13 protein-coding genes are annotated in these 14,783 nt (G+C 71.7%); 7 read left to right on the top strand and 6 right to left on the bottom strand.

Features of this window, described 5'->3' with window-relative positions; all coding sequences use genetic code 11:
• Positions 1 to 9: 9 nt before the first annotated feature.
• The 5 genes from A9977_RS20295 to A9977_RS20275 form a co-directional block, all read right to left on the bottom strand.
• Positions 10 to 339, bottom strand: coding sequence for a ferredoxin family protein (locus A9977_RS20295; RefSeq protein ID WP_183026684.1), 330 nt, complete (start codon positions 337 to 339; stop codon positions 10 to 12).
• Positions 336 to 1,973 (bottom strand): FAD-dependent oxidoreductase, encoded by a 1,638-nt coding sequence (locus A9977_RS20290; protein WP_183026683.1) that lies wholly within the window; start codon positions 1,971 to 1,973, stop codon positions 336 to 338. The genes A9977_RS20295 and A9977_RS20290 overlap by 4 nt, the downstream gene beginning before the upstream one ends.
• A 100-nt stretch (positions 1,974 to 2,073) precedes the next feature.
• On the bottom strand, positions 2,074 to 3,384 hold the full coding sequence (locus tag A9977_RS20285; protein WP_310936172.1) for an adenylosuccinate synthetase: 1,311 nt from the start codon (positions 3,382 to 3,384) through the stop codon (positions 2,074 to 2,076).
• A 13-nt stretch (positions 3,385 to 3,397) separates the two neighbouring features.
• Positions 3,398 to 4,375, bottom strand: coding sequence for a VWA domain-containing protein (locus A9977_RS20280; protein ID WP_183026681.1), 978 nt, complete (start codon positions 4,373 to 4,375; stop codon positions 3,398 to 3,400).
• An 18-nt stretch (positions 4,376 to 4,393) separates the two neighbouring features.
• Positions 4,394 to 5,362, bottom strand: a complete 969-nt coding sequence (locus A9977_RS20275) for a protein kinase family protein (protein WP_183026680.1) — start codon at positions 5,360 to 5,362, stop codon at positions 4,394 to 4,396.
• Between the two features lie 184 nt (positions 5,363 to 5,546).
• Between A9977_RS20275 and A9977_RS20270 the strand changes: the two genes are divergently transcribed.
• A complete protein-coding gene (locus A9977_RS20270; protein ID WP_183026679.1) occupies positions 5,547 to 7,253 on the top strand; it encodes an S-layer protein in 1,707 nt (568 codons plus the stop codon).
• On the opposite strand, the gene A9977_RS20265 is transcribed toward A9977_RS20270, so the two are convergent.
• Complete coding sequence (locus A9977_RS20265; protein ID WP_183026678.1) at positions 7,234 to 8,169, bottom strand: LysR substrate-binding domain-containing protein; 936 nt, start codon at positions 8,167 to 8,169, stop codon at positions 7,234 to 7,236. The two genes, A9977_RS20270 and A9977_RS20265, sit on opposite strands and share 20 nt — an antisense overlap.
• Before the next feature lie 95 nt (positions 8,170 to 8,264).
• On the opposite strand from A9977_RS20265, the gene A9977_RS20260 reads away from it, so the two are divergent.
• From A9977_RS20260 to A9977_RS20235, 6 genes are read left to right on the top strand one after another with little or no spacing between them, the layout of a single operon-like run.
• Positions 8,265 to 9,155, top strand: coding sequence for a MaoC family dehydratase N-terminal domain-containing protein (locus A9977_RS20260; protein WP_183026677.1), 891 nt, complete (start codon positions 8,265 to 8,267; stop codon positions 9,153 to 9,155).
• Between the two features lie 17 nt (positions 9,156 to 9,172).
• Positions 9,173 to 10,342 (top strand): acyl-CoA dehydrogenase family protein, encoded by a 1,170-nt coding sequence (locus A9977_RS20255; protein WP_183026676.1) that lies wholly within the window; start codon positions 9,173 to 9,175, stop codon positions 10,340 to 10,342.
• 11 nt (positions 10,343 to 10,353) lie between these two features.
• The gene (locus A9977_RS20250) at positions 10,354 to 11,535 is read left to right on the top strand and encodes a CaiB/BaiF CoA-transferase family protein (RefSeq protein ID WP_183026675.1); all 1,182 of its coding nucleotides are present in this window, start codon (positions 10,354 to 10,356) and stop codon (positions 11,533 to 11,535) included.
• Positions 11,535 to 12,890, top strand: a complete 1,356-nt coding sequence (locus A9977_RS20245) for an MmgE/PrpD family protein (RefSeq protein WP_183026674.1) — start codon at positions 11,535 to 11,537, stop codon at positions 12,888 to 12,890. The genes A9977_RS20250 and A9977_RS20245 overlap by 1 nt, the downstream gene beginning before the upstream one ends.
• Complete coding sequence (locus tag A9977_RS20240; protein ID WP_183026673.1) at positions 12,887 to 13,738, top strand: CoA ester lyase; 852 nt, start codon at positions 12,887 to 12,889, stop codon at positions 13,736 to 13,738. Before A9977_RS20245 ends, A9977_RS20240 begins: the two co-directional genes overlap by 4 nt.
• Before the next feature lie 40 nt (positions 13,739 to 13,778).
• Entirely contained in the window at positions 13,779 to 14,768 is a 990-nt protein-coding gene (locus A9977_RS20235; RefSeq protein WP_183026672.1) for a tripartite tricarboxylate transporter substrate-binding protein, read from the top strand.
• Positions 14,769 to 14,783 lie beyond the last annotated feature (15 nt).

Below are 14,783 nucleotides of genomic sequence, written 5' to 3'. Positions count from 1 at the left end.
GGATCAGGATCAGTGGGCGCGGCCCAGGAGTTCGTAGCTCGCGTCGGCCGACGCGGTCGAGGTGCGTCCGCGGCCCCAGCCGACCGCGCTGCGGTAGCTGCCCATCAGCGCGGCGGTGGCGGGCTCGCGCTCCTCGGCGGTGGCGCGGCGGTCGGCGATGGGCGCGACGTAGAGCGCGTCCTCGGGGCAGTAGAGCTCGCACATGAAGCAGGTCTGGCAGTCGTCCTGCCGCGCGATGCGCGGCGGGCCGCCGGCCACGGCCTCGAACACGTTGGTCGGGCAGGCGTTGACGCAGATGTTGCAGGCGGTGCAGCGCTCGGCGCTGATGAGTTCGATCATGCCGTCACCTCCGCCGCGGCTTCGTTCAGCACCGCCTGCCGCTGGACCCAGACCTCGTCGAGGCCGCCGCTGAGCAGCCGGTGCTGCTGCGACGGGTCGAGCGCGCCGTGCTCGCGCCGCCGGTGCATGCCGCGGGTCTCGGTGCGCTGCAGCGCGCTTCGGTACATCCAGCGCGCGGTGGCCAGCATGGCCGCGGCTTCGCGTGCGCGCACCGCCTCGGCGGCGGTGGGCGCCGGGGCGCTGCCGCGCAGCTGCGCCCACAGCGCATCGAGGCGCGCCAGCGACGCGTCGAGCACCTCGCCCTGGCGGAACCAGTTGCGCTCGTAGGGAAAGACTTCGTCCTGCACGGCGCGCACCACGGTCTGGCTGTCGAAGGGCGTGGCGCCGCGCGTGTTCAGGGCCACGCCGCCCGCGCGCAGGGCCGGCCGGTGGGCGCCCGCGCTGCGTGCGTCCTGGCCGAAGGCGGCCGCGCCGGCCCCGGCCCAGAAGCCCGAGGACAGCGCCCAGGCCGCGTTGTGGCTGCCGCCGCCGGTGAAGCCGCCGCAGATCAGCTCGCGCGTGGCCGCATCGCCCGCGGCGTAGAGGCCGGGCACCGAGGTGGCGCAGCTGTCGTCGACCAGGTTGAGCCCGCCGGTGCCGCGCACCGTGCCTTCGAGCCGCAGCGTCACGGGGAAATGCTGGGTGAAGGGGTCGATGCCCTGGCGGTCGAAGGAGACGAAGAAGTTGGGCTGCGCGGTGCGCATCCAGGCGCGGACCTGCGCGTCGGCGCGGTCGATGCAGGCGAACACCGGCTGCGCCTGCAGGGTCTGCGCGATGATGCTGCGCCCGCGCGAGGAGCCGGCGCCTTCGACGGGTTGACCGTCGCGGTCGTAGAAGGTGGCCCAGTTGTAGAACAGCGACTTGGTGACCGACGAGAAGGCCGGGCCCAGGCCGTAGGCGTTGGAGAACTCCATGCCCGAGAGCGAGGCGCCGACCTCGGCCGCCATCAGCTGGCCGTCGCCGGTCAGCACGTTGCAGCCCAGGGCCTTGCTGAGGAAGGCGCAGCCGCCGGTGGCGATCACCACCGCGCCGGCGCGCACCACCCAGGTCTCGCCGCTCTGGCGGTTGACGCCGGTGGCGCCGCAGACCGTGCCGTGCTCGTCGACCAGCAGCTCCAGCGCCGGGCTGTGGTCGAGGATGCGCGCGCCCGATTCCTTGACCCGCTTGCGCATCAGCCGCATGTACTCGGGGCCTTGCAGCGAGTTGCAGCGCAGCCGGCCTTCCTCGTCGGCGGGGAAAGGGTAGCCCCATTCCTTGAGCCGCTCGACGTTGTCCCAGGTCTGGGCCAGCACGCGGTCCATCCAGGCGTGCTCGGCCAGGTGGCCGCCCATGGCGAAGCGCGCGGCCTTGGCGTCGGCCCGCGCCGTGCCTTCGGGCGAGACGTGCCACAGGCCGGTGCCCGAGGGCGCGGTGGCGCCCGAGGTGCCGCAGAAGCCCTTGTCGGCCAGCACCACGCGCGCGCCCTGCGCCGCGGCGCTGACCGCCGCCCAGGTGCCGGCCGGGCCGCCGCCGATGACGAGCACGTCGGCCTCGTGGCGGCGCTGGCCGTCGGTGGCGGAAAGTGCCGAATGCTGGAGGAAATCGCGTGCGCCCATGGGAAAGATCGCTTGTCTGTCGTGAGACCGCGACCGTACCCAGGGCCGCGCCGAGGGCCAAGGAAGTTTTCCGAGGATCGATATGCGCGGATCGGCGGGCTCAGGCCCGGACGTGCGCGGAGGTCGGGCCGAAGGACGTCAGCCGCACCGGCAGCCCGGCCAGCGCCTGCATGCGTTCGATCCATTGTGCTGGCGTCGAGACGGGCGTCGTGTCGTACACGGGTTCGGCGCGCAGCAGCCGCCGGGTCAGCGCGGCCTGCGTGTCGAGGTCGGGCACGGGCGGGCAGGGCAGGGCGCTCACCGGCGCGGCTTCGCCGTCGATCCGGTAGGCCTCGCACCACCGCAGCGGATGTGCCGCATCGATGGCATCGAGGTGGCTCGCGACCAGGCCGTCGAGCCGGCCGACGGCCTGCAGCGCATAGGCCCACAGCAGCGCATCGGGATGACCGCGGCGGAAGCGGCCCTGCCAGCCGGTGTCGGCGTTGTGCGGCTCGGGCAGGCGGTCGAGCGCGGCATCGGCCGTGGGCAGCGGGCCGGCGCCATGGCGCGTGAGGTGGCTGCGCAGCACGCCCAGGTGCTCGACGCGCGCGGCGATGCCGGCATCGCCCAGCACGGCCTCCACCGCCTGCGTCGAGACCGTGCTCCAGGTGGTGTGGGGATGGAAGCCGCGCGCCTCGTCGAGCAGCACGCCCTGCGCGCCCTCGAACAGCACGCAGCCCGGCCGCGCGAGCCGCGCGGCCACCGCATCGACCGAGGCGGGCGGCGCGCGTTCGAGGCAGGGCTGCACCGCGGCCAGCCAGCGCCGGGCCACCTGCGGGCTGGCGAGCAGCGCGAACTCCTGCGCCCATGCGGCGTGCGGCGGCGCGCGCGATGCGAATTCGTCGTGCAGCGCGTGGCGGATGGCTTCGAGCGTCTCGAGCGCGCGTGCTGGATGCAGTAGGTCGCCGTAGCGCAGCACGGTGCCAGGCTGCGCCAGCGTCTGGCGCACCGTCTCGCCGACGCCCACGCCGCAGCTGCCATGGGCCTGCGCGCGCCGTGACCATTCGCGCAGCCGCCCGGCCGCCTGGTGGAAGGGCGTGGTGACGCGGCAGCGCGCGTCGATCTGCAGCCGTTCGAAGGCATCGTGCACGCCGGCTTCTTCCAGCGCCGCGTGCTCCATCAGCAGCCCGGTCGGATGCACGATCACCGGGCTTGCGAGCAACGTGGCCGTGCCGGGCACGAAGCTGCCGGCGCCGAACTGCGAGAAGGTGTGGTGCCGGCCGTCGGCCAGCACCACGTTGTGGCCGGCCTGCGCGCCGCCGTTGAAGCGCACCACCGTGTGGGCGGCCTCGGTGCGGCAGAGGTGGTCGGTGAACAGGCCCTTGCCGCAGTCGCCGAAGCCCAGGCCCAGCAGCGAGACGTAGCGCGTCACCGCAGCGTTGTCTTCATCCGAGCAGCTTCTTCCACCATGAACGCGGGCCGGCAGCTGCCGAGGCCGCGGTCGGCCGGGCGCGTTTCGGCGCGTTCGGGTCCAGCAGCTCGGCGTAGGCCTCGAGCGCATGCGCAACCGTGGCGATGCGCTCCTTGGGCGTGCCGTGCGCGGCCATCACCTGCGTGAGCCCCTGGAGGCCCGGCACGGCGTGCTCGGTCAGCGCCACGATGCCGGCGGCCACGGCGCAGGCGTCTTCGGGCGCGTCCATGCAGATCACATGGTCGCCCAGCAGCTCGCGCCAGCGGCCTTCGCAACGGCGGCGGCGCTGCGCGTCGGGGATCAGGAAGAACAGGTGGTAGGTCTCGGCCGCGGCTGCGATCACTTCCTCGATCGGGATGTCCTCGTCGAGCTTGTCGCCGATCAGCGCCTCGATCTGGTGGCGCGAGACGGCGTTGTAGGGCAGCTCGTCGCCGGTCATGAACAGATAGCCGCGCTTCTTGCGCTGGGCCCAGGCGTCGCTGTCGGTGTGCTGGGCCAGCACGTAGAAGGCCAGCTCGTAGCTCTCCTCGCCGCTGCCGCCACCGCCGCCTTCGAGGTAGCTCGAGGTGAGCCACTGGTCCATCAGTTCGGCGGTCGATTCGAATTGGCCGACCTGCAGCGGCGCCGAGTCGGACACCGCATCGCCGATGGCCATGAACATCAGCTGCGGGTCGGCGACGCCGCAGTCGGTCAGCAGCTTCATGAAGGTCGGCAGCTCCTGGCGCGCCAGCAGCTGCGGGATGTCGCCCATCGAGCCCGTGACGTCGAGCGCGAACACCACCGGCAGCGAATTCGGATGGTCGGCGTTGTCGCGCGACTCGCGCACCTTGAGGCCGCGCGGGTTCATCAGCGGGTGCACGCCGCGCTGGGTGAAGACCTCCTGGCCGGGTTGCGCGGCACGGTCGGCGAGCAGCGCGGCATGGGCCGCGTGCGAGTAGTTGCCATAGCCCATCTCGTTGACTCCTGGGTTTCACGCGCCGTGCGGCGCGGGGTTGAAGGGGATGAATCGGGGGGCGCCGAAGGCGGCCAGCGCGGCCTCGGTCAGTGCGAGCTGGAGGGCGGCCGCGTCCAGGGCCGTGCCGTCTTCGCTGCAACGGCGCAGCAGCTCGGCGAGCGGCGCGGGCGTGTGCGCGCCCAGGCCGGGCGTGCCGCCGTCGCGGCTGCCATGCAGCACCGCGCGGATCGTCCAGGCCGACTGCCGCAGGTCGTGCGCCACCGCATCGGCCAGCGCGCGGCCCTCGGCCTGCCGCGCTTCGCGCCAGCCGACCAGCAGCACGCCGTGGTCGTGCGGATGCACGAGCGCATGCGCCGGTGTCAGGTCGCGATGGGTCCAGCCGTGGGCATGCACGAAGCCCAGCACCTCGAGCATGCGGCGCCACAGCCAGACGGCATGGCGCGCATCGATGCCCTCGGGCTGGGCCTGCGCCACGGCCGCCAGGCTGCCCCAGTGGCCGGGCGGGTGGCGCAGCAGCAGCGCATCGTGCGAGCCGCCGGCCGCCGTGGTGGCCGGGCCCACGCCGATGGGTTGCGGCAGGCGCTGCGTGAAGTAGGCCGCGCCCGGGCCTTGCAGCGCCTGCAACGCGCGCATCACCTGGTACTCCTGGCGCAGCCCGTCGGCGTGGCCGGCGACATGCGCGAGCTTCACTGTGACGCGCTCGGGCGCGGCGCCCAGGCGCTGGGCCAGCAGCAGCTCGTGGTGCCGGCCGTGGCCCAGCGGCATCAGCACGCGGTAGCGCGCGTCCCGCCATTGGAAGACCTGCCCGTCGGCCGCGTGCGATTGCGCGCGCAGCCAGGCGGCATGGAAGTCGGCGCGTTGCACGATCTCCTCGCCGCGCATGACAGTGGCGCCGCAGTACGGGCATTGCACGGTGCGCCAGCGTGCCGCGCGGGGCAGCGGCGCGGCGCATTGCGGACAGACGAGGGCCGTGAGGGTCAGCATCGGGCCAAGCATAACGGGCCGGCGCGGGCATCCGGTGCCGGAAAAATGCCCGTTCTTCATCGCCATGTCATGCAGTTTGCGCAGACTGCCTCCCGTTCCGCTCCTGGTCCGTTGGGTGCGTGTCGTCGACATCGCGCACTGCGCTCGCAGGCCGGTGCGCTGATGCGCCGCATTGCACATCACCATGTCTTCTTCTTACTCCTTGTCGCGTCGCTTTGCGGCGGTCCCGCTTCGTTCCACACCGCTGCTCTACAGCCTGCTGCTCGGCACCGCGCTGCTGAGCGCTTGCGGCGGCAGCTCCGACAGCGGCACGCCGGTCGCGGTCGTGCCGCCGGTGCCCACGACGCCGACCACGCCCGACCCGCAGCCCGCGAAGCCGACCGTGCCGACCGGCCGCTGGACCGCCGGCGATCTGCATGTCCACACCTTCCAGTCGGACGACACGCAGCAGATCTCCACGCTCGACCAGGTGCTGGCCAAGACCTTCGACACCTTCGGCCTCGACTGGGTCGCGATCTCGAACCACCTGCGTACTTCCATTTACGACAACGACGGCCACAAGATCGATGCGATTCCGTTCTCGCTTGGCATGGCGAAGTACGAGGTGCCGCGCATCCAGGCCCTGCAGGCCGGCGGCAAGTACCGCGACAAGACGATCCTGTCGTCCTTCGAATGGGACATGCCCACGCACGATCACGCCAACATCGGCATCCTCACCGGCGGTTCGATGTCGGCCGAGGCGCTCAAGGCGGTGAACCAGTTCGAGTACCTGTTCACCAACCGCCCGGCCGCGATGTTCGCGCCAGCCGACGTGGCGGCCTGGGACGCCAAGGACACGCGCGCCTATTCGACGCACCAGGACGCGCTGCAGGCCATCGCCTGGCTCAAGAAGAACCACCCCGACACCAGCTACCTGCAGCTCAACCATCCGTCGCGCAATCCGGGCAAGTACACGGCGGCGCAACTGCGCGAGATGAACGACCTGGCGCCGAACATCTTCTTCTCGATCGAGGGCATGGTCGGCAACCAGATGGAGCCCAACCGCGGCGGCTACGAGAGCGCCTACATCCCCGCCAACCTGCCCTCGCGCGTGTACGGCGGCGTCGACTACCTGGTCGCCAAGGTCGGCGGCACCTGGGATGCGCTGCTGTCCGAGGGGCGCCGGATCTGGAACGTGGCCGATTCCGACTACCACTTCGTGACCTCGAAGGGGCAGTACAGCAGCGGCTACTCGCCGGGCGAGTACGCCAAGACCCATCTCTGGGGCGACATCCAGGACGCGCCTTCGCTGCTGAATGCGCTGCGCTCGGGCCGCAGCTTCGGTGCCAATGGCGGCCTGATCGATGCGCTGGACTTCCGCGTGACCGGCACGGCCGGCAATGGCGAGATGGGTTCGGAGCTCGTGGCCAAGGCCGGCGAGGAGCTGAAGATCACCATCCGCTTCAAGAGCCCGCAGCGCAACAACTACGAGTTCCAGCTGGGCAGCGGCGTCTATGCCAACGTCAAGCCGGTGGTCGACCACGTCGACCTGATCGTGGGCGACGTGGGCGCGCGCGAGCAGCCGGGCACGCCGGGCTATGCGCGCGACACCAATCCGTCGACCCGCGTGATCAAGCGCTTCACCGCCAACGAGTGGGCACGCGATGCCGAGGGCTACAACAGCGTGAGCTTCACCGTGATCGCCAGCGGCAACCAGTACTTCCGGCTGCGCGGCACCAACCTGGGCGTCAACGTGCCGGGCGAGACGCTCGCGGGCGATCCGCTGCCCGACGAGAAGATCGACCAGCCGAGCGCCGACCATGCGGTGCGCTTCAACGCGATCAACGCGCGCAACTACAGCGACCTGTGGTTCTACTCGAACCCGGTGTTCGTCAAGGTCGCGAAGCTCTGAGCTCAGGGCGCTCTGCCTCTGGCGCCTGTGCGTAGTGCGCGCACAGCGCCTCGACCAGCGCCTTGGCATAGGTCGGCAGGCTGGCGCGCTCGCGCACCAGCAGGTAGCGCTCGCGCACGCACCAGGCATCGCTGAGTTCGATCAGCGCGAGCTGCATGGCCTGCTGGTTGCGGCGCGCGGCCGATTCGGGCACCACGCCGATGCCCACGCCGCTGCCGATCATGCGGCACATGGCGTCGAAGCTGCCCAGCTGGATGCGCAGCTTCTGGCGCCGGCCCAGGTGCTCGGTGATCTGGGTCAGGAAGGCCTGCAGCGTGCTGCCCTGCGCCATGCCCACCGCGTCCTCGTCCAGCGTTTCGGCGAAGGCGATGCGCTTGCGCCTGGCGAAGCGGTGCTGGCCTGAGGTGACGAGCACCAGCCGGTCGGTGCTGAAGTGGATCGCCTCCAGGCCCAGCGTGTCGACGTTGCCCGCGACGATGCCGATGTCCGCCCGGCCCTCGAGCACGCCGCGCGGGATCTGAGCGTTCGGTTTCTCCTGAAGGTCGACGTTGATGCGCGGATGCGCCGCCAGGAAGGCCGGCAGCAGTTCGGGCAGGAAGTCGGTCACGGCCGTGGTGTTGGCGAACACCCGCAGGTGGCCGCGCAGCCCGCCGCCGTAGGCCAGCAGTTCGTCGCGCAGCCGGTCCGTCTGGTGCAGCACCAGCCGGGCATGGTGCAGGAAGGCCTCGCCCTGCGGCAGCAGGCGCACGCCGCGTGCTTCGCGCGTCAGCAGCTGCAGCCCGGCCTGGGCCTCGAGCGCCTTGATGCGCGCGCTGGCCGCGGCCAGCGAGAGGTGCTGGCGCTCGGCCGCGCGCGTGAGGTTGCCCAGCTCGGCGGTGGCGACGAACAGGCGCAGGTCGGTCAGGTCGAATTGCATGGGCCGATGCTAGCAAGGCTTCGCGGATTCCGAAGGCTTGGTTCCAAACTCGCAGATTGTGCGGAGGCGGCGCGGGCGCGACCATGGCGGCTCGCATGAACAGCCACACCTCCACTCCATCCTCCCTCGACGCCGACGTGCTCGCCGCACTGCAGGCTTGGCAGGGCCGCAGCGAGACGCTGCACGACGAGATCACCGCCGCGCCGCTGCGCGCGCTGTCGGCCACGCTCGACCGCGACGATGCCGCGCCCGACGCCGGCACCCGCCTGCCCGAACTCTGGCATTGGCTCTGCTTCCTGCCGCACCACCGCCAGTCCGAGATCGGCCCTGACGGCCATGCGCGGCGCGGCGGCTTCCTGCCGCCGGTGCCGCTGCCGCGCCGCATGTGGGCCGGCGGCCGGCTGGCCTGGGAGGCGGCCAATCCGCTGCGCGTGGGCGACGCGGTGCGGCGCGTGTCGACCATCGCCTCGGTCACGCACAAGGCGGGTCGCAGCGGCGCGCTGGTCTTCGTGTGCGTGCGGCACGAAGTCCACAACGCGCAGGGCCTGGCGCTCACCGAAGAGCACGACATCGTCTACCGCGCGGCCGCCGCCGACGAAGCCGCGCCCGCGCCCACGCCGGCCCCGGCGGACGCCGCCTTCAGCCGCACCGTCGTGCCCGACGACGTGCTCTTGTTCCGCTACTCGGCGCTGACCTTCAACGGCCACCGCATCCACTACGACCGCCGCTACGTGACCGAGGTCGAGGGCTATCCCGGCCTGATCGTGCATGGCCCGCTGATCGCCACCCTGCTGGTCGACCTGCTGCGCCGCGAGCGGCCGGATGCGGTCCTCTCGCACTTCGAATTCCGCGCCGTGCGGCCCACCTTCGACACCGCGCCGTTCCGGCTGCACGGTCGCCCCGAAGCCGACGGCAAGACCTTCCTCCTCTGGGGCGAGGACGCCGACGGCTGGCTCACGATGAGCGCGACCGCCACCCTGGCCTGAACCGACGACGAGACACCATGAAGACAGACATCCCCACTCCCGACAGCCACCAGGACATGCGCGAGGCCCTGCGCGCGCTGTGCGGTGGCTTCGACGCCGCCTACTGGCAGCAGGTCGACCATCAGCGCGGCTATCCCGAGGCCTTCGTCAACGCGCTGACCGAGGCCGGCTGGCTGGCCGCGCTGATCCCCACCGCGTACGGCGGCTCGGGCCTGGGCCTGACCGAGGCCTCGGTGATCATGGAGGAGATCAACTTCTCCGGCGGCAACGCGGGCTCCTGCCACGGCCAGATGTACAACATGGGCACGCTGCTGCGCCATGGCAGCGAGGCGCAGAAGCGCCAGTACCTGCCGCGGATCGCGAGCGGCGCGCTGCGGCTGCAGTCGATGGCCGTGACCGAGCCCAGCACCGGCACCGACACCACGCAGCTCAAGACCACGGCGGTGAAGAAGGGCGACCGCTATGTCGTCAACGGCCAGAAGGTCTGGATCTCGCGCATCCAGCACTCCGACCTGATGATCCTGCTGGCCCGCACCACGCCGCTGGCCGAGGTGAAAAGGAAGTCCGAAGGCATGTCGATCTTCATCGTCGACCTGAAGAGCGCGATCGGCCACGGCATGACGGTGCGGCCCATCCTGAACATGGTCAACCACGAGACCAACGAGGTGTTCTTCGACAACCTCGAGATCCCGGTGGAGAACCTGATCGGCGAAGAGGGCCAGGGCTTCCGCTACATCCTCGACGGGCTCAACGCCGAGCGCACGCTGATCGCGGCCGAGTGCATCGGCGACGCCTACTGGTTCATCGACAAGGCGCGCCGCTATGCGAGCGAGCGCCAGGTCTTCGGCCGCGCGATCGGCCAGAACCAGGGCATCCAGTTCCCGATCGCGGCCGACTACATCGAGACCGAGGCCGCCAACCTGATGCGCTTCAAGGCCTGCGCGCTGTTCGACGCGGGCCGGCCCTGCGGCGCCGAGGCCAACATGGCCAAGTACCTGGCGGCCAAGGCCAGCTGGGAGGCGGCCAACACCTGCCTGCAGACGCACGGCGGCTTCGGCTTCGCCTGCGAATACGACGTGGAACGCAAGTTCCGCGAGACGCGGCTCTACCAGGTGGCGCCGATCTCGACCAACCTGATCCATTCCTACGTGGCCGAGCACCTGCTCGGGTTGCCACGTTCGTTCTGATGGAGGCCGCCATGACCCGACCCCTGGACGGCATCACCGTCATCTCGCTCGAGCACGCCATCGCGGCCCCGTTCTGCACCCGTCAGCTGGCCGACCTGGGCGCGCGCGTGATCAAGGTCGAGCGGCCCGGCACGGGCGACTTCGCGCGCGACTACGACCAGCGCGTCGACGGCCAGGCCTCGCACTTCGTCTGGGTCAACCGCTCGAAGGAAAGCCTCACGCTCGACCTCAAGCAGCCGGCCGCGCTGGCCGTGCTGCGGGAGCTGATCGCCGGCGCCGACGTGCTGGTGCAGAACCTCGCGCCCGGTGCCGCGGCGCGCATGGGCCTGGGCTACGAGACGCTGCAGGCGGTGCACCCGGCACTGGTCGTCTGCGACATCTCGGGCTACGGCGAGGACGGGCCCTACCGCGACAAGAAGGCCTACGACCTGCTGATCCAGAGCGAGGCCGGCTTCCTCTCGGTCACCGGCACGCCCGACACCCCCTGCAAGTCGGGCAATTCGATCGCCGACATCGCCGCGGGCATGTACGCCTACACCGGCGTGCTGGCGGCGCTGATGCAGCGCGGCAAGACCGGCAGGGGCTCGCACATCGACGTCTCGATGCTCGAGTCGCTGGCCGAGTGGATGGGCTACCCGATGTACTACGCCTACCAGGGCGCCACGCCGCCGCCGCGCAATGCGGCCGCGCACGCCACCATCTACCCCTACGGCCCCTTCGCGGCCGGCGATGGCGGCACCGTGATGCTGGGCCTGCAGAACGAACGCGAGTGGCAGCTGTTCTGCGAGAAGGTGCTGCTGCAGCCCGCGCTCGCCGGCGATGCGCGCTTCGACGCCAACGCCCGGCGCAACGCGAACCGCGAGGCGCTGCAGGCCGTCATCCTCGAGACCTTCTCCACGCTGAGCACCGCGCAGGTGCTCGAGCGGCTCGATGCGGCGCAGATCGCCAACGCGCGCATGAACGACATGGCCGGGCTGTGGGCGCATCCGCAACTGGAAGCGCGCGCGCGCTGGCGCGAGGTCGGCTCGCCCGCGGGCCCGATCCCCGCGCTGCTGCCGCCGGGCCGGCAGAGCGCCTTCGACTACCGCATGGACCCGGTGCCGGCGGTGGGCGAGCACACCGAGGCGATCCTGCAATCGCTGGGCCGCGATGCCGCGACCATCGCGGCGTTGCGCGCGGCGGAGGCCATCTGATGGGCACCGCCACGCTGGCCCGCTTCGCGGCCGAACTGCGCTTCGAACACATCCCCGCGCCGGTGCTGCGCCGCGCCGAAGACCTGCTGGTCGACTGGTTCGGCTCGGCCATCGCCGGCCACGGCACGCGCCCGGTCGAGACCATCGCGGCCTTCGCGCGCGCCATGGGCCCGGCCGAGGGCGAGAGCGAACTGCTGGTGGGCGGCGGCCGCAGCAGCCCTTACTTCGCGGCGATGGTGAACGCCGCCGCCTCGCACGTGGCCGAGCAGGACGACGTGCACAACGGCTCGGTGTTCCATCCGGCCACGGTGGTGTTCCCGATCGCGCTGGCCTGGGCTCAGGCGCTGGGCGCGAGCGGCCGGCAGCTGCTGACCGCCGCGGTGGCGGGCTACGAGGTCGGCATCCGGGTCGGCGAGTTCCTCGGCCGCTCGCACTACAAGGTGTTCCACACCACGGGCACCGCGGGCACGCTGGCCGCGGCGGCCACGGCCGGCCATCTGCTGGGGCTCGACGCCGCGCGCATGCAGCATGCCTTCGGCTCGGCCGGCACGCAGGCCGCGGGGCTGTGGGAATTCCTGCGCACCGCCGCCGACTCGAAGCAGCTGCACACCGCGCACGCCGCGGCCGCGGGCCTGATGGCCGCAAGCCTGGCGCGCGACGGCTTCACCGGCGCGCAACAGATCCTCGAGGGCCCACAGGGCCTGGCGGCCGGCATGTCGAGCGACGCCGATCCGGCGAAGCTGGTCGACGGCCTGGGCACGCGCTGGGCGCTGGCCGAGACCTCGTTCAAGTACCACGCCTCCTGCCGCCACACGCACCCGGCCGCCGATGCGCTGCTGGCGGTGATGCAGGCGCACGGCCTGCGCGCGGACGACATCGAGCGCGTGCTGACCCACGTGCACCAGGGCGCGCTCGACGTGCTCGGGCCGGTGGTCGATCCGGCCACGGTGCACCAGTCGAAGTTCTCGATGGGCACGGTGCTGGCGCTGGTCGCGCGCTTCGGCCAGGCCGGGCTGGCCGAGTTCGACGCGCACTTCCGCGACGACGCCACGGTGGCCCTGCGCGAGCGCGTGCACATGGCGCTCGACGCCGAGGTCGACGCCGCGTACCCGCGGCGCTGGATCGGCAAGGTCACCGTGCGCACCCGGGACGGCCGTGTGCTGGAAGGCCGGGTCGACGAGCCCAAGGGCGACCCGGGCAACACGCTGAGCCGCGACGAGATCACGGCCAAGGCGCTGCGGCTCGCGGCCTTCAGCGGCGGCGCGAGCGAGGCCGGGATGCGCAGCGCCATCGCAGCGCTGTGGCGCGTGGCCGAGGCGCCGGTGGTCGGCCCGCTGCTCGGGGCCGCCGCATGACGACGCTGGCCCTGGCCCGCACCTTCCTGTTCGTGCCGGGCGACCGGCCCGAGCGCCATGCGCGCGCGCTGGCGAGCGGCGCGGGCGCGGTCGTCGTCGACCTCGAGGACGCGGTGGCGCCCGAGCGCAAGGCCGCGGCGCGCACGCAGCTCGATCACAGCTTCGCGGCCCTGCCGAGCGCTGCGCACGGCCGGCTGCTGGTGCGCATCAACGCCAGCGACACGCCCTGGCATGCGGAGGACGTGGCGCTGGCCGGCCGCCTCGCGGCGCAGCGGCGGCTGGCCGGCGTGCTGCTGCCCAAGGCCGAGCGTGCCGGCGATCTCGCGGCCTTGGCTCGCGCCGTGGGCCCTGACGTGGCACTGCTGCCCTTGATCGAATCGGTGGCCGGTCTCGATGCGCTCGCTGCGTTGGCCGCCGCGCCGCAGGTGCTGCGCCTGGTGTTCGGCCATCTGGATTTCCAGCTCGACGCGGGCCTGGCCTGCGGGCCCGACGAGGCCGAGCTGGTGCCGGTGCGGCTCGCGCTGCTGCTGGCCTCGCGCCGCGCGGGCCTGGCGCCGCCGGTGGACGGCATCACCGCCGACTGGCGCGACACGGCGCGGCTCGCGGCCGAGGCGGCGCGTGCGCGCCGGGGCGGCTTCGGCGCCAAGCTGTGCGTGCATCCCGAACAGGTCGCGGTCGTGCAGGCCGCCTTCACGCCCAGCGCCGATGAGCGGGCCTGGGCGCGCCGCGTTTGCGAGGCGGTAGGCGCGGCGGGCGGCAGCGTGGTCAAGGTCGACGGCCGCATGGTCGACGCGCCCGTGGTCCGGCTGGCCGAGCGCCTGCTGGCGCAGGAGGCTCATCCGGCCTGAGCGGCCACCGGTTTCAGTTCACAACACCCTAGGAGACGACATGGCATCGAAGACCCGAACATGGCTGGGCGGCATCGCACTGGCCGCGACACTGCTGCCGATTCACGCGCTGGCGCAGTCGGCCTGGCCCGACAAACCCATCACCCTGGTCGTGCCGTACTCGGCCGGCGGCCCGACCGACGTGGTGGCGCGCATGCTGGCCATCCCCATGGGCAAGTCGCTGGGCCAGACGGTGATTGTCGAGAACACGGTGGGGGCGGGCGGCACCATCGCACCGGCGCGGGTGGCGCGCGCCGCGCCCAACGGCAACACCATCCTGATCCATCACATGGGCATGGCGACCGCGCCGGCGCTCTACAAGAAGCTCAGCTTCGATCCGCTGAAGGACTTCGAGTACATCGGCCAGGTGCTCGACGTGCCGATGACGCTGCTGTCGCGCAAGGACTTCCCGGCCAACAACTTCCCCGAGCTGCTGGCCTATGTGAAGACGCACAAGGACAAGGTCTCGCTGGCCAATGCCGGCATCGGCGCCGTGTCGCAGCTCTGCGGCCTGCTGTTCGCGAGCCAGATCGGGGTCGAGCTCACGACCGTGCCCTACAAGGGCGCGGGCCCGGCGCTCAACGACCTGATGGGCGGTCAGGTCGACCTGCTGTGCGACCAGACGACGCAGACCGCGCCGGTGATCAAGGACGGCCAGCGGGTCAAGGTGTTCGGCGTGACCACGCCGCAGCGGCTGGCTTCGATGCCCAACATCCCGACGCTCGACGAGCAGGGCCTCAAGGGCTTCGACGTGAAGGTCTGGCACGGCGTCTATGCGCCCAAAGGCACGCCGCCCGAGGTCACGGCCAAGCTCAACGTGGCGCTGCGGGCGGCGCTGCAGGACGAGGCGGTGAAGACTCGCATCGCCGAGCTGAGTTCGGAGATCGTGCCGATGGACAAGGTCACGCCCGAATCGCTGCGCACCCATCTCGCCGCCGAGACCGCGAAGTGGGGGAAGGTCATCAAGGCCTCGGGCGTGCAGGCGGACTGATCCGGCCGTGCCAGG

Source organism: Variovorax sp. UMC13 (assembly GCF_014170375.1).
Taxonomy (GTDB): Bacteria; Pseudomonadota; Gammaproteobacteria; order Burkholderiales; family Burkholderiaceae_C; genus Variovorax.
Note: the sequence above shows the minus strand (reverse complement) of the source record. Positions and strands in the feature narration are given on the sequence as shown.

Coding starts and splice junctions, on each gene's coding strand:
- A9977_RS20295 (WP_183026684.1), bottom strand. CDS start 339: ATGATCGAACTCATCAGCGCCGAGCGCTGCACCGCCTGCAACATCTGC.
- A9977_RS20250 (WP_183026675.1), top strand. CDS start 10,354: ATGACCCGACCCCTGGACGGCATCACCGTCATCTCGCTCGAGCACGCC.
- A9977_RS20265 (WP_183026678.1), bottom strand. CDS start 8,169: ATGCAATTCGACCTGACCGACCTGCGCCTGTTCGTCGCCACCGCCGAG.
- A9977_RS20280 (WP_183026681.1), bottom strand. CDS start 4,375: ATGGGCTATGGCAACTACTCGCACGCGGCCCATGCCGCGCTGCTCGCC.
- A9977_RS20235 (WP_183026672.1), top strand. CDS start 13,779: ATGGCATCGAAGACCCGAACATGGCTGGGCGGCATCGCACTGGCCGCG.
- A9977_RS20275 (WP_183026680.1), bottom strand. CDS start 5,362: ATGCTGACCCTCACGGCCCTCGTCTGTCCGCAATGCGCCGCGCCGCTG.
- A9977_RS20290 (WP_183026683.1), bottom strand. CDS start 1,973: ATGGGCGCACGCGATTTCCTCCAGCATTCGGCACTTTCCGCCACCGAC.
- A9977_RS20270 (WP_183026679.1), top strand. CDS start 5,547: ATGTCTTCTTCTTACTCCTTGTCGCGTCGCTTTGCGGCGGTCCCGCTT.
- A9977_RS20255 (WP_183026676.1), top strand. CDS start 9,173: ATGAAGACAGACATCCCCACTCCCGACAGCCACCAGGACATGCGCGAG.
- A9977_RS20240 (WP_183026673.1), top strand. CDS start 12,887: ATGACGACGCTGGCCCTGGCCCGCACCTTCCTGTTCGTGCCGGGCGAC.
- A9977_RS20245 (WP_183026674.1), top strand. CDS start 11,535: ATGGGCACCGCCACGCTGGCCCGCTTCGCGGCCGAACTGCGCTTCGAA.
- A9977_RS20260 (WP_183026677.1), top strand. CDS start 8,265: ATGAACAGCCACACCTCCACTCCATCCTCCCTCGACGCCGACGTGCTC.